At 41.7% G+C, this 14,115-nt stretch carries 12 protein-coding genes, 1 other RNA gene and 2 pseudogenes; 6 read left to right on the plus strand and 9 right to left on the minus strand.

What is annotated here, in order from left to right; genetic code table 11:
- Nucleotides 1-198: 198 nt before the first annotated feature.
- Both ACX9GV_RS03960 and ACX9GV_RS03965 read right to left on the minus strand, forming a co-directional pair.
- Nucleotides 199-339 (minus strand): hypothetical protein, encoded by a 141-nt coding sequence (locus ACX9GV_RS03960; protein ID WP_473197119.1) that lies wholly within the window; start codon nucleotides 337-339, stop codon nucleotides 199-201.
- Nucleotides 340-462: 123 nt separating this feature from the next.
- A pseudogene (locus ACX9GV_RS03965) lies at nucleotides 463-684 on the minus strand (GTPase); the annotation flags it as partial.
- Between the two features lie 347 nt (nucleotides 685-1,031).
- Between ACX9GV_RS03965 and ACX9GV_RS03970 the strand changes: the two are divergent.
- Genes ACX9GV_RS03970 through ACX9GV_RS03980 form a run of 3 tightly spaced genes read left to right on the plus strand, consistent with a single transcriptional unit; the run spans nucleotide 1,032 to nucleotide 4,451 of the window.
- Nucleotides 1,032-1,940, plus strand: coding sequence for a hypothetical protein (locus ACX9GV_RS03970; RefSeq protein ID WP_473197120.1), 909 nt, complete (start codon nucleotides 1,032-1,034; stop codon nucleotides 1,938-1,940).
- Between the two features lie 11 nt (nucleotides 1,941-1,951).
- Entirely contained in the window at nucleotides 1,952-2,419 is a 468-nt protein-coding gene (locus ACX9GV_RS03975) for a serine/threonine protein kinase (RefSeq protein WP_473197121.1), read from the plus strand.
- Nucleotide 2,420: 1 nt separating this feature from the next.
- Complete coding sequence (locus ACX9GV_RS03980; protein WP_473197122.1) at nucleotides 2,421-4,451, plus strand: hypothetical protein; 2,031 nt, start codon at nucleotides 2,421-2,423, stop codon at nucleotides 4,449-4,451.
- A 121-nt stretch (nucleotides 4,452-4,572) separates the two neighbouring features.
- On the opposite strand, the gene ACX9GV_RS03985 is transcribed toward ACX9GV_RS03980, so the two are convergent.
- The 4 genes and pseudogenes from ACX9GV_RS03985 to smpB all read right to left on the minus strand — a co-directional run bounded on the left by ACX9GV_RS03985 (nucleotide 4,573) and on the right by smpB (nucleotide 9,351).
- A complete protein-coding gene (locus ACX9GV_RS03985) occupies nucleotides 4,573-7,083 on the minus strand; it encodes an ATP-binding protein (protein ID WP_473197973.1) in 2,511 nt (836 codons plus the stop codon).
- An 18-nt stretch (nucleotides 7,084-7,101) separates the two neighbouring features.
- Nucleotides 7,102-8,248: pseudogene (locus ACX9GV_RS03990) on the minus strand (integrase domain-containing protein); the annotation flags it as partial.
- Nucleotides 8,249-8,456: 208 nt separating this feature from the next.
- Nucleotides 8,457-8,819: a transfer-messenger RNA gene (gene ssrA / locus ACX9GV_RS03995) on the minus strand.
- A gap of 49 nt (nucleotides 8,820-8,868) precedes the next feature.
- Nucleotides 8,869-9,351: an SsrA-binding protein SmpB gene (gene smpB, locus ACX9GV_RS04000; RefSeq protein ID WP_023492393.1), complete on the minus strand. Its 483-nt coding sequence runs from the start codon at nucleotides 9,349-9,351 to the stop codon at nucleotides 8,869-8,871.
- Nucleotides 9,352-9,510: 159 nt separating this feature from the next.
- Here smpB and ACX9GV_RS04005 point away from each other — a divergent pair, with 159 nt between their 5' ends.
- Together ACX9GV_RS04005 and ACX9GV_RS04010 are read left to right on the plus strand one after the other, a co-directional pair.
- The gene (locus ACX9GV_RS04005; protein ID WP_473197123.1) at nucleotides 9,511-9,945 is read left to right on the plus strand and encodes a type II toxin-antitoxin system RatA family toxin; all 435 of its coding nucleotides are present in this window, start codon (nucleotides 9,511-9,513) and stop codon (nucleotides 9,943-9,945) included.
- Nucleotides 9,938-10,231, plus strand: a complete 294-nt coding sequence (locus ACX9GV_RS04010) for an RnfH family protein (RefSeq protein ID WP_473197124.1) — start codon at nucleotides 9,938-9,940, stop codon at nucleotides 10,229-10,231. The genes ACX9GV_RS04005 and ACX9GV_RS04010 overlap by 8 nt, the downstream gene beginning before the upstream one ends.
- Nucleotides 10,232-10,318: 87 nt before the next feature.
- Here the strand turns inward: ACX9GV_RS04010 and bamE are convergent, their stop codons facing one another.
- The 3 genes from bamE to nadK form a co-directional block, all read right to left on the minus strand.
- Nucleotides 10,319-10,657: an outer membrane protein assembly factor BamE gene (bamE, locus tag ACX9GV_RS04015; RefSeq protein WP_473197125.1), complete on the minus strand. Its 339-nt coding sequence runs from the start codon at nucleotides 10,655-10,657 to the stop codon at nucleotides 10,319-10,321.
- Between the two features lie 103 nt (nucleotides 10,658-10,760).
- The gene (gene recN / locus ACX9GV_RS04020; protein ID WP_473197126.1) at nucleotides 10,761-12,422 is read right to left on the minus strand and encodes a DNA repair protein RecN; all 1,662 of its coding nucleotides are present in this window, start codon (nucleotides 12,420-12,422) and stop codon (nucleotides 10,761-10,763) included.
- A gap of 102 nt (nucleotides 12,423-12,524) precedes the next feature.
- Nucleotides 12,525-13,403 (minus strand): NAD(+) kinase, encoded by an 879-nt coding sequence (gene nadK / locus ACX9GV_RS04025; RefSeq protein WP_023489118.1) that lies wholly within the window; start codon nucleotides 13,401-13,403, stop codon nucleotides 12,525-12,527.
- Nucleotides 13,404-13,527: 124 nt separating this feature from the next.
- Between nadK and grpE the strand changes: the two genes are divergently transcribed.
- A complete protein-coding gene (grpE, locus tag ACX9GV_RS04030; protein WP_023489119.1) occupies nucleotides 13,528-14,112 on the plus strand; it encodes a nucleotide exchange factor GrpE in 585 nt (194 codons plus the stop codon).
- Nucleotides 14,113-14,115: the final 3 nt, after the last annotated feature.

Genomic DNA, 14,115 nt, shown 5'->3' on the forward strand with positions numbered 1-14,115 from the left:
CACTAACAGGTTATGTTAAATTTCCTAATGGTTGTCAACTATACCCTAAATAATTCGTTTTGCAGGAAGGCGGCGACGCAGAGAATCCCCAGGAGCTTACATTGGTAAGTGACTGGGGTGAACGAGGAAAGCCAACACACATGCAATTTGAAGTATGACGGGTATAAATCGCATCATTCGCTGATAGAAACTTTATTTTTACCGGCTGGCTGGGGCATGGCTGACGGTGGAAATGAGGTTAAAAGAGTCGAGGTCTTTCAATAGGGTGCGAGTCAGCGGTAGGTAGAGGGAGTCGGTTTTGTGGTTGAAGCGGGTAAAGCCAAAGTTAAGGTTATGCACAAATCTTATGCTGATAGTTTTCAATGGTTACTCGGATCTGATAAAAAGATTATCTGTAATTGAGCGCAGGCAGGACAGGAGGTGTCCGTCATAAACGGTTCGTCAGAAGAAAATCCAGTCCCAGACGGCGCGGGTACAGGCTTCAACATTACTGACAGGTGTAACCTCCCCCTGGAAGAGAGCATTGCAGAGACTACTTTTACCGGCTCCGGTTTTACCCATAATGCCGATCACCGGCTCGTATTGTGTAAGACAGCGAAGACGTTCAAGAATGTAGTTGCGGATGGTGTGGGGCAGAGAAGCTAATGGCTTCTCAATGGCCTGGAGGCCGTCAGGTTCTTGCATATGGAGATCTCTGCGTGAAAAATAAAAAGCCCCGCAATTCATAAAGATGCGGGTGACTCACTGAGATGATATCTGTCTGAAATTATTTGCAATATTAGGTAATGGCTTGATTGTGTCCCCATGGCTTTGGATACATTCGATTCCTTAAGCCTGTTTAGTATAGAAAATGCATGTATTTAGACTGATATCAAAAAATGATAAAAAACTAGCTACAATAACTGTATTAATGTACAGTTGTCGGTGTGAGGGAGATGTGTAATCTTTGATGGTGAATATTTGACCTATTTGGTTTACTCCATATTGAACAAGAGGTTATACTTAGATAAAATAGTTTCTATGGACTAGGCATGTTTACTGACCCTAACAGCGACCCAAAAGCATGGGAGCAATATTTTAAGAGTATTGTCCGTTTGCATTATAAACCGGCTAATTTCTGTGACATGCCAGATTCGCAAAATGGTGATTTTGGTATTGAATGTTACACCCTATCTGGACATGTGTTTCAATGTTACTTACCAGAACAATCAAGTGATATTGAAAAATTAGTAAAATCACAACGCCGTAAAATAAATATAGATATTTTAAAGTTTACAAAAAAATATAGAGAAGATCTTGAGTTGTTATTTGGTGATACAAAGATTAGTCGGTGGATTCTGGCAACACCCTATAGTAAATCATCGAAACTAACACAATATTGCACTCAGAAATCTTTGCGGGTGCGAGCTCTCGGTTTGCCCTATGTTGCAGATGACTTTCAAATATTAGTTAAGACGGATAGTGATTATATTACAGAGAGGTCATTGCTTCGTAGGACGAATTTTCAGTTAAACTTGGAGCTAGATAACGCTACAGTAGAAAATGCAGCTTCATTTATTAATGAACATGTTGATTTCCTTGATAAATTAAATTTAAAGCTTCCTAAAATTGATCCTTCAGAATCGGCACAAAATAATTATCGGCACTTTTTAATACAAAAATATCTTGATTATCAAAACCTCTTGGATGAATTGAAACAGAACTGGGTTGATATTTATCAAGTTGTATATAAATGTATACAACAAAGGGAAACAAATTTAGTCGGACTCTCTATGCTGAGCTCGTCAGGTACACAACCTGGGGAGAAGATGCTAAAGCAAATGGAAGTATTGAAAGATAATATTGAAAAGGAAATACCAACTTTTAAAGAGTCCGATTTAGAAAAGATCAACTGGGGTGTCATTTCTGACTGGTTAATTAGATGCCCGTTGGATTTTTGAGATGGTGAAAAATGAACATTAAAGTAGAAGATATCATCGGACGTCCCTTCACATTCACGAGAAGACCAGAGCATCTTCCATGTGAAATGAGGCCTATGTGGCGCGCTAGTTTGATTATAATTTCTTTCACGCTTGTTGCTTCCAGAACTGGTGTATGCTCATTAAAAAAGCTACATGTTATCAATTGGTTGTTAAAATCAGAGAAAAATGCTACCGATTTCGCGTTTTGGGTTTTAAATAAAGATGGTATAAAGCCAGAAGTAAGGATGGACCCAACCTTTGATAGAGCTATTGAACTCTTACTGGCTGATAAATTTATCAGCCAAGAAAACGGAAAGTTCAGTCTTACTGATAAAGGCAGCCGGTCATCAATAGAGTTGTTTTCTATGAATATATTTAAAAAGGAATTAGATACTCTTTTAAAAAACAAAAAAGGTCTGACGGAAGCTAATGTTACCAAACTCTTTCAGGTAGGATGATATGTCTTTTGAATTAATATCCCTTAAAATAACAGTTAATACAATTGATGGACCATATGGAGTTAATATTCCATTCTCAAGTGGGCTCTTTCTTCTGCGTGTTGAAAACTCCCATGGCAAGTCAACTTGTATGAATGCTATCGCATACGCTCTTGGAATGGAAAGAGCATTGGGTTTAGGTGGAGCAAAGATACCATTTCCTCCATCTTTAACCCGAGCCTTGACTAATAAAGAGGGTGAAGAAATAGGTGTCATTAAATCATTTGTTGAACTAACTATTAAAAATAAATGGAATAAGTTTGCAACATTGAAAAGAAATATAGCTGGCTTTGAAAGTGATAATGTTATCACAATAAAAGAGTTCGATGTTGAAGGGAAGGATAATAATGGAACGTATTTTTTACACCTTGAAGGTGATGCTAAAAGAGAGCTAGGGTTTTATTTTTGGTTATCTAAATTCCTTGATTGGAACATTCCTCAAGTACCAAACCATAATGGTAAGGATACTCCATTATACCCATCGGTACTCTTTCCTGGATGGTTTGTTGAGCAGAAAAAGGGGTGGTCTTCAATACTTGCAACTGTACCTACGCAATTTGGTATAAAAGAATGTAAAAAAAGAGTTTTAGAATTTTTACTTTCTTTAGATGTTAATGATAATATCTTGGAGAGAAGTGAAATTAAAAATGAAATAGATAATGTTTCATTTAAATGGAAACTGATAAGGCATAATGCGGAAATTGTCTCAGCAAAAATATCAGGTATTGTTTCAGGAATCCCTGAACAACCAGAAGTAAAATTTGACACATACAAAATTGACTTGGTACTAAAAGAACAAGAGTCGATCATTTCTGCAATCGAATATCGTAAGAATTTAGAGTCTAAGTTGAATGACCTCAATACTGAAACTATAAAGCCTGAAGATAATGAAAAAGTGCAAGTAGAGGTAGTTAGACTCATTAGCTCTAAATTAGATGAAATTAATTCACAAGAGCTAGCTTTACAAAAAATTAGTGATCATAAAAGTTATATAGCCCATCAAATATCATCAACAAAAGACAGGCTTAATAACCTATTAGATGATAAAAGAAAATATGAGGATCTGAAAAAAATAGCATCCTCTTCTGCATTTGAAAATACTCATTTAAATAGTAATGAGTGTCCAACTTGTGGGGCTCCTTACAGTGATAACTTATTAGATCTTTCATCACAAGACAATCTGATGACCTATGAGAGTAGTTTGAATTTTATCAAAGATCAGATTAAAGCTTTTGAATTTGTTTTGCATGATAGTGAAAAACAGCTTCAATATAAAATCTCGGAACAGAGAAAAATTGAAGAGCTTATAGCTTCCTTAAAGATTGATATTGATAGATTGAAAAAAAGAGATAATTCATCTTTAGCCTTGCAGGAAGAAATTCTTCGTAGAAAAATAAATCTAGAAAATACAATTGAAAATATAAATAACGCGTATATTTCTTTAGCTGAAATTAAGCTTGAGTTAAACACACTACATTCAAAATATACAAAACTCCTTTCGAAAAGGAAGGCGTTTCCTCAAAGTATTCTTTCCTCTAAAGATTTAGATAAACTGAAATCATTGAGGTCTGGTTTGGTTAGTAGACTTAGTAAATATAATTTTTCTAGTTTTGATGCTAACTTGATTAATATCTCTGAAGAAACCTATCTGCCAACAAGAGAGGGTTATGATATTGGGTTTGATACTTCTGCAAGTGATGGTATTCGTATTATTTGGGGATATTTGATTAGCTTGTTTTCTGTCGGTAAAGAGTATTCAACAAACCATCCTGGGTTGGTTGTTTTCGATGAACCTCGCCAGCAAGAGGCGAATAAGGTAAGTTTTGCTGAGTTACTTAGAGATGCTGCCAAGTCAGCTTCAAATGGTGGGCAAATAATATTTGCAACTTCTGAAGAAGAGAGTGTTCTTGTTGAAGCATTAAAAGAACATGATTATAAAATAGTATCTTTTGATAAAAATGATGGTAAGCTACTACGGAAATTAGATATTTGAGTCTGTCCATAATTCTGCGTAATTGCCAACGCATTAAGGTGATCGCTCAGGCGATCACCGAACTCGATAATAAAACGACTCATGGCTAATCGCCAGTTCTGGATCGGCATATTTAAGTTAATTAATTTCCCATATCGAACATTAATGCATGAATGTTTTTGTTTTCGTTATGGTTATTAATTATTGTTTTGTTAAATCTCTCCTTAGCTTTGTTTAGCTTGAACTTTGCTCTTTGTGTTTTTGCTTCTGACTCTGCTTCGATAATACATCTATGTGCATTTTTATATGTAAATGACCTTATGTCACCATGAGAAATCAAATTAATCATTACATCAAATGATTGTAGCCAATCTATAGAAGTATCACTTTCAAGAGTATTCCATATCACATTGTGCATTTCATATGATTCTGCAATGTGTATATCTTTGTTTCTATTCTGTGAGTCTTTTATTGATATAGCTAGATACTGACTGGCCTCAACTAGGTCATTTACTCTATCAATACCATTTCGTAAAGATGATCTATGAGTTAAGCTTTTTGCTAAGTAATATGCCCATTTATAGTTGCTGAACTTTTTCTTGTCTAGTGCTAATCGAGATACTTCTATTTCTCCAGCGATAGAGCCTAACGAGTTTTCACAATTATACCAAAAATCGAATAGCATTTCTTTTTCTTGACCGTTATCAAACGATTGCTTGAGTATTTTTCTGGCTTCATCATAATTCGGAGATGCAGACTGTAAAATACATCTGGCATGTGCAAGTAATAAGTCGGAGTTTTTAGGCTGTCTTTGTAGTTCATTAGTTATCGTTTTTATAGCCTCTAATTCCCGCTCTTCTTTCATAAGCGATAGGGCTTGACTAATGGCTAGCCCAATTCTCTTTGTGTTTCCTTGTTTTCCTTGAGTATTTAATCCAAGTCGAATCTGTTGTATTGATTTTTTTAAATTCTTATAGTCTGCTGCTAACTTATCTTGTAATTCAGATAATATCAATTTAGTCGTCATTGAAATTGAGAATCTATCTTCATTTTCGATGAATTTTGGAGCGTTAACCAAAAACAATGATTGTAGTTCAATCAAAGCATCATTAAGCCTAATTTTAGGTAATCCAGATGCTTGCTGTAACTCAGATTTGGAACAGCTATCAAAGTAAAAAATGCACAAAAGAGCCCTTTTTGCTTCAATTCCTAAACTAAGTATTTCTCTTTCAACAGCAGCACTTCTAGCATCCTCACCCGTCTGCCCTTTCCATTCTGTTACTGCTGAATCAAAAGTATCACCTAATTTACAAAGACGAAGTATGGATTGAGTTAGCAACGGTGAACCATCGGTTGCTTGATAGATATTATCAATTTTCTTTTTGTTTGGTTTTTTTATAGAGTATTTATCACAATATTCGGTTAATAGTTCTTCATAGTCTGATTTTTTTAATCCACCGACTTCTATACACAAATCATCTGAATAAGAGAATCTATTTCTTGTGGTTATTAAAAATCTAACTTTTTCTTGACCTAATTGCCTGCAAGTGTCAACGACTTTTAATTGTTCGCCTTGTTCCAAAGAGTCAACATTATCAATAATAATTAAAGATGGGAAAATAGGGAGTGATGACCTTAGTTTTAGTTTTATGTTTTGTACTGATGTTGATTCTAATAAATCCCCATCTAAGGCACAATGCTCTGATAATGTAACTAAAAAGCTATTATAGTCAGTGAAGTCTACTTCTTGTAGATTGAAATATCTATTATCGAAGCCGGAAAATTGTTTTTCTTTAGCACCTAACCATAATACTCGTTCAAACTTTGCAGGTGGGGAATCTAAAAATTGCTGACAAAACTTATAGGCGATTGATGTCTTGCCCTTCCCTCCATCACCAGCTAGCACCTTAGTATATTCTAAAGGGTCAGAGAGCCATTCCCATAGTATAGATAAAATACTCTCTCTGCCAATAAATTTAGGGCAAATTATTCTTCTCTCAGGGAGGTTATGATCTATACTAACCTCTATCCTAGTGTTGTTGTTTATTTCCATGAAGGTTCTAGGAGAAAAAAGAAATCGCCAATCTTCTGTAGCAGTGGCTTTCATACAATCATCAAGTTTTCTTAGATAAACGTCTCCTTCTAGAAATATATTCTTTTCTGAAGTGGCTGTTTTCTTTTTTGGACTGCTTTTGATGAATTTAACAGGTAATGTACTATCTTTTTCTCTCTGAGGTATATGTAGTACACCGATGTTAAAATTTTTGTCTCTTGATGCGACTTGATATGTTGAATAAGTTATATCTATCTGAGCGTCTAAATAAGTTTTTATTAAATTTTTAAGTTGTGAAATATTTATCTTGCTTAGATCGGTATCTATTGGTATGAATACTTTGTCTTTTTCCTGCTCACGAACTCCATATATAATGTAACCACCAAAGCTATTATGGAAGCTGGATATTTGCTTGACTGCTTTTGCCAATGATAATTCATCATTCTCTAGTTCTTCTTTATAGTCCCAGAGCACTGATTCTTTTGCTATAAATTTATTTTCCAGGTAAAGATTTTTTAATACTTCCTGCGCTGAAGCTCCCTTCATTACACATGTGTGAATTTCATTTTTTATCTCAACTATATTGAATCCTATACTCATTGGGTATCCCTTATTCGCTATTTTGCGTTTTCTTACTATGTCTGACCACCAACATATTAACTCTTTTCTCTGCTGTAAATACGTAGAGCGATTGTATGCACGTCTCACTTCATTTTTATCACTATGCGCTAATGCAGCTTCAATCGCATCAGATTAAAGCCAGCATTATTCATCACTGTAGTAACAATAGATCGTAGACCATGTGCGACTAATTTTCCATCATAGCCGATACGTTTTAAGGCAGCATTTGCCGTTTGGCTATTCATTGGTTTACGCGGATCATTACGGCCAGGGAATACGTACTCACGTCTGCCGCTGATAGGCCGCATGATTTCGAGTATATCTAATGCCTGGTCTGAGAGTAAAACAATGTGACCTCGCTTTGCCTACATGCGTGCTGCTGGAATACGCCATTCTCTTTTCTCTATATCGGTTTCCGAAAAGGCGGTTGCGGATGCTTCAGCAGGGAGTATCAGCGTCAATAATTGCCATTCAAGCAAACAGCGAGTGGGTACCGATAGATTACTCATCGAGATAGTGCGCATCAGCTTGGCTCATTCTTCGGGGCGTATAGTTGGCATATGTTGCTTTTTGTGGTACTCAAACGCATTACCGATATCAGAGGCAGGGTTAGCCTCAATCAAGCCAGTGTTGACGGCATAGATCATGATTTCGTTGATACGTTGCACAAGTCGAAGAACAGTCTCTAACGTTCCACGCGCTTTGATAGGTTCTAATACCTGTTCAGCAACCACGCTTTAATTTCCTGAACGGGGACATTCTCTAGGGAAGGCAAAATATCTTTCTCGATGGAGCGCCAGATATCTTTTGCGTGGTCTTCGCTCACATAGGCTTGCTTCAATGCAAACCACTGCTTGGCGACGTTAAGGAAAATGCTTTCCTGGGCGATCTGTTGCTGTTTTGTTTCTTCTGCATCTTTGGCCTACGGGTTAATCCCATGAACAAGTAGTGAAAGCTTTTCATCATGGAGCTTTCTGGCATCGGCTAATGAGAGAGCAGGGTAGGCACCTAGGCTTACGTTGGTTCGCTTGTCAGTACCCGGGCGTTGGTAGCGTAACCGCCACAGCTTTTTGCCGCAGGTCTTGACCAGGAGGAACAGACCGTCGCCGTCGTACAGCGTGTAGTTTGGCTTTGAGGATTTCATTGTGGGGCAGGGGGGGTTAGGCGCGCCATAACTAGCTCCCTTACATAATTGGTATACTTTATAGATTACATCTAAACGTATACCAATAAATCCCGGATTCACCCGGATATGTTCAGAAAGTTAAAGACACAAAAAAGCCCGCAAGGCTTATACCATGCGGGCTTTTCGTACTTCTCCGGGCTTATCTGGTGATACCCGGATCATTATTTGGTGGAGCTGGGGGGATTTGAACCCCCGTCCGAAATTACTACACCGTCGGCACTACATGCTTAGTCAATCTTTACATTCGCCGGTCAGCTGCGGATGGACACGCCACTAACAAACTAGCCTGATTAGATTTAGTGCTTCAACCCCAGGCAAGGTCTCCACACGATCTCTTTTGGGTTTGACCTCTCTTGATCCCCGTCTTAAGAGCGGAAGCTAGGGAGAGAGGGCTCTAGGCAGGGTATTAAGCTGCTAGTGCGTAGTTTTCGTCGTTTGCGACTATTTTTTTGCGGCTTTTTACGAGGCAAACCGCCCCTCGGCATGCTCCTTGGGCTTCGCAAATCCCGTCGAATCCAGAATCAGCCCCAAGTAACTGTGAGCAGTATATCAGAAATCTATCCTGTTAAGCCAGAGACTTAACGATTGGCATGCTTCATGATACGGGCTTTCGCCGTCTGCCATTCACGATCTTTAATATCATCGCGCTTATCGTGTTCTTTTTTACCCTTGGCTACACCAATTTTTACTTTGCTCCAGGCATTTTTCCAATACATGGAGAGGGCAACAACGGTATACCCGTCACGGGTAACGCGGCCAATTAACGAATCTAGCTCACGCTTTTTCAGTAACAGTTTTCGGGAACGTGTTGGATCGCAGACCACATGAGTTGATGCGACATTCAGCGGGGAAATGGTGGCACCGAATAGATAGGCTTCACCGTTACGAAATATCACATAGCTATCGCTGATGTTAGCTTTGCCAGCACGTAGTGATTTTACTTCCCAACCTTGCAGCGACAAGCCCGCCTCGATCTCCTCTTCAATGGAGTACTCGAAACGTGCTCGCTTGTTCTGCGCAATAGTTGCGGAACCGGGTTTGTGGGCTTTTTTCTTTGTCATAGTCTGCTCATTATACTGGATGAAACCACGAAAGAAATCCCTTAACGCTCTGTACCTGCGCTATTTCTTCTTTTTTGAACGCCTCAAATGGTAGCAGATTTTTGTCTGGCCACAGATAAATGGTACTATTCGCATGTTTTTTGCCTTACAGGAAATGATATGCCTCAGATCAGTCGCTCTGCATTGGTGCCTTTTAGTGCCGAGCAGATGTACCAGTTGGTTAATGATGTCTCTTCTTACCCCGAATTTCTGCCAGGTTGTGTCGGCAGCCGGGTGATTGCTGCTTCCCCTAATGAGATGACGGCTGCAGTTGAGGTTGCAAAGGCGGGTATTAGCAAGACGTTCACCACACGTAATACTTTGTTGGATAATCAACGCATTAATATGCAATTGGTTGATGGTCCATTCCGTAAGCTGATGGGGGGCTGGCAGTTCACTGCATTAAGCCCAGAAGCGTGTAAAGTTGAGTTGCATCTCGATTTTGAGTTCACCAATAAGTTGGTTGAGCTGGCCTTTGGTAAGGTGTTCAAGGAGCTGACGGGGAATATGGTGCAGGCGTTCACTCAGCGTGCCAAAGAGGTCTATCGTGTCTGAAATATGCGTTGAAGTGGTTTATGCATTGCCAGAACGCCAGTATCTGCGCCAGGTTACGTTGCCAGCAGGGGCTACGGTTGAACAGGCCATTCAGGCTTCAGGGCTGTTGGAATTACGCCATGATATCGATCTAGCCAGCAATAAAGTGGGCATTTATAGTCGACCCGCCAAATTGCAGGATGTACTTAATGAGGGTGATCGGGTGGAGATTTATCGCCCTTTGCTTGCCGACCCGAAAGAATTACGCCGCCAACGGGCTGAAAAAGCCGAAAAAACAAAAAAATAAGACAAGGCACGGCTGTGCCTTATCTTTATCTTCAGACTGTGTGCTCTCAGTGTTGTCCCGATACGAATAGAGACAACGCACTCTTGCTTATTTAGCCAACGCTGGCTTGTTCTGTATATCCGTCAAGATACCTGCGCTATCGAAGGTCAGTGTCAGCGTTTTCTGAGTTACTGGTTCATGGCTAGGGTGTTGACGGAACACGTAGAACCACGTTTGGGTACCAAACGGATCCTGTACCATTGGTGTGCCCAATGTGTAAGCAACCTGTTGTTGTGTCATCCCCTTGTGGATTTTTGCCACAGAGGCTGGTGTCAGGTAGTTACCCTGGTTGATATCAGGCCGATAGACCAACTTTTGAAAAGTAGAACAGCCTGCAGTCAGCATCACAAGAACTACAGCGGCAGCTGTCAGCATTTTACAACGCATAGTAATCACATTCCTTTAGGGCATAGGTTACTGATGATAATAGACCTTGCAGCAGTTGGAAACCTTTACAGGGCTTCTATATGACCTCGGAAACGTAAAAAAGTTATGCGGCCAGCAGTTCTTTTGCATTTGCCAAGGTATTTTTGGTGACTTCACTCCCCCCCAGCAGGCGTGCCAGCTCTTGTAACCGGGCCCGTTTATCCAGTTGCAACATCTGTGTTTCGGTCTCTGTACCGTCTGTTTGTTTGCTGACAAAGAAATGTTGATGACCACAACCGGCAACCTGCGGCAAGTGTGTGACACACATCACTTGAGTCGATTCCCCTAGCTGACGTAACAGGCGGCCAACGATCGCCGCAGTGGGACCACTGATCCCCACATCAACTTCATCGAATATCAACGCTGGGGTTTCCATTTTACGTGCCGTAATCACCTGGATTGCCAGCGCAATACGGGAGAGTTCACCGCCCGAGGCGACTTTAGCCAGAGCTTGCAGCGGTTGCCCAGGGTTGGTAGAAACAAAGAACTCAATACGGCTTGCCCCTTCGCTACCCAGATATTCAGGTTCAAAATTGACCTCAATATTGAATTTACCGTGCGGCATAGAGAGCGTGTTCATGCTTTCGGTAATCAACTGGTTCAGTTCAGTGGCATAGTGCTGGCGTTTCTGATGCAGCTGTTGAGCCAGATCCAATGCGTGCTGATGATGCAGGCTGACGGCCTGGCTGAGTTGTTGATGACAGCTTTCCTGCTGTGCCAGTTGTTGTTGCTCTGCCAACAGTTGCTGATGCAGATTGGGCAACTCTTCTGGCGAGACATGGTGTTTGCGTGCCAGGCTCATTTGCTGGGAAAGGCGCTGTTCAAGTTCATGTAGCCGGTTGGGGTCAAGGTCCATGCTGTCGGCATAATGGCGTAATTCGTCGCTGGCTTCGCTGATTTGAATTGAGGCTTCTTCCAGCATGTTGAGCAAACCACTTAATTTATCGTCCATGCTGGTCAGTTCAGCTAACAGATGCTTGGTGCTGTGGAGTTGGCTGAGCATATTATGCTCATCATCATCAGCCAACAGTTGCAGCGCTTGCTGGCTGAGGGTCAATAACTGGCCACTGTTGGCCAGGCGTTTATATTCGGTATCGATCTGTTCAAACTCACCGCCTTGCGGGGCAAACTCATTCAGCTCTTTCAACTGATACTGCAGCAGTTGTATGCGCGCATCACGTTCAATGGACTGCTGTTGATGGTGTGCCAGTTCGCGGCAGCTTTGGTGCCATTGTTGGTAAGCCTGGCGCATGGCGGCCAGTAGCTCAGGTTCACTGGCATAGGCATCCAACAACAGCTTTTGGTGTTCAGGTTTCAATAGCAATTGGTGAGCATGTTGACCGTGGATCTGGATCAGGTGCTGGCCGAGATCGCGCAATTGCGAGAGCGGCACCGCAGTGCCATTAATAAAGCCACGTGAGCGCCCATCCGCACTGATTACGCGGCGTAATAGGCACTCATTGCTGTCATCCAGTTGATTTTGTTCCAGCCATTCACGGGCAGAGGGGGTGTCAGCCAACGAAAAACGTGCGCAGATATCGGCACGAGCCGCCCCCTGGCGGACAACGTTACCGTCAGCACGGTTACCCAGGCAGAGACCTAATGCATCAATGGCAATTGATTTACCGGCACCAGTTTCACCGGTGATAGCGGTCATACCCGATTGGAAGTCGATTTCCAGTTCGCGAACGATAGCAAAATTGTTGATGGTCAATTGGGCTAACATAGGGCCTCTCCCGTGTATAAATTCACAACTGTGATTTCATACAGTATAAACTGGTTTTATATACAGTAAAGAGGCCCGGGCATTTTTTAGAACAATTATTTTTTAGAACAATTTTTTTGACCAGCCCAGTTTGGTGCTCAGGGTATTGAAGTAGTTGTAATCCTTTGGGTGAATCAAATTCAGGTGGAAATCACTGCGGCGGATTAATACTTCTTCGCTCTCCTGAATCGGCAGGGCTATCTGGCTGTCACAACTTATTTCCAGGTCACTACCGGTATGGGAAAATTTTAGCCTGATGGTGCTGTTGCCATTAATGACCAATGGCCGTGCAGAAAGGGTATGCGGGAACATGGGAACCAGCGCAATGGCTTCTAACGACGGGGTTAATATTGGCCCCCCCGCAGAAAGCGAATAGGCAGTAGAACCGGTTGGCGTGGCGATAATCAGGCCATCGGAACGTTGTGAGAAAGCAAAGCGGTCATCAATGTAAACCTCAAATTCGATCATATGGGCAACTTTGCCGGGGTGTAGCACCACTTCGTTAATGGCGGTGCTGATGCGGCATTGCTGGTGATCTTTATGAACGATAGCTTCCAGCAGAAAACGTTGCTCGTCGATATATTCGCCTTCTAGCACGTCGGCCAGTTGCTGAAGCGCATTATCAGGATCAAGATCGGTCAGGAAGCCGAGATTCCCCCGGTTAACCCCAATCACTTTGATGTCATAACGTGCCAAGACCCGTGCGGCCCCCAGCATATTGCCATCCCCGCCAACCACCACGGCAAGGTCGGCGTGTTGCCCAATATCCGCCAAGCTGCCAGTTACCGCGTTTTTCAGCTTGAGATCCTGCGCAATCTGGCTTTCAATCATCACCGGGTAGCCTAACGAGGTTAACCATTGAAATAGCATCTCGTGGGTTGCCAGAGCAGAAGGGTGACGCGGATGTCCAACAATGCCAATACAGGTAAATTTTTTATTCATGGCGGTGCTTTTCCTCACCTGGGGTTGTTTATGTCCCACATTGTGACTGGTTGACTTGAAAGCCCATTTTTGATCCCCATAATAAACGAAGTTGCGGGATTAATGCTAAAACGCGGAGATATTCATGAGTAGTAAAGAACAGAAAACGCCAAACGAGCAAGTTTCGGACGAAATGGAACAGCAAGCACAACACGATGAAACCATGCTGGATATGATGGAAGGTGTTGATCTACGCGCTGAACGTATTGCTGAATTGGAAACCCAATTGGCCGAAGCCCATCAACATGAGCGTGAAAGTCTGCTACGTGCCAAGGCTGAGATGGAAAATATCCGCCGTCGTAGTGAACTCGATGTCGAGAAGGCGCACAAATTCGCCCTGGAGAAGTTTTCCGGTGATTTGTTGCCAGTGATCGACAGCCTGGAGCGTGCATTGGAACTGGCAGATAAAAATAATGCCGAGCTGGTGCCGATGATCGAAGGGATTGAGTTGACACTCAAATCCATGTTGGACGCAGTACGCAAGTACGGCATCGAAGTGGTGGGTGACATCAATGTGCCATTCAACCCGGATGTCCATCAGGCAATGACCCTGCTGGAGTCTGCGGACCACCAACCGAATCACGTGATGATGGTAATGCAGAAAGGTTATACGCTTAATGGCCGTCTGCTGCGCCCGGCGATGGTGGCGGTTTCCAAAGCCAAGTCTTGATCT

This window comes from Serratia sp. 25CWL12 (assembly GCF_055790885.1).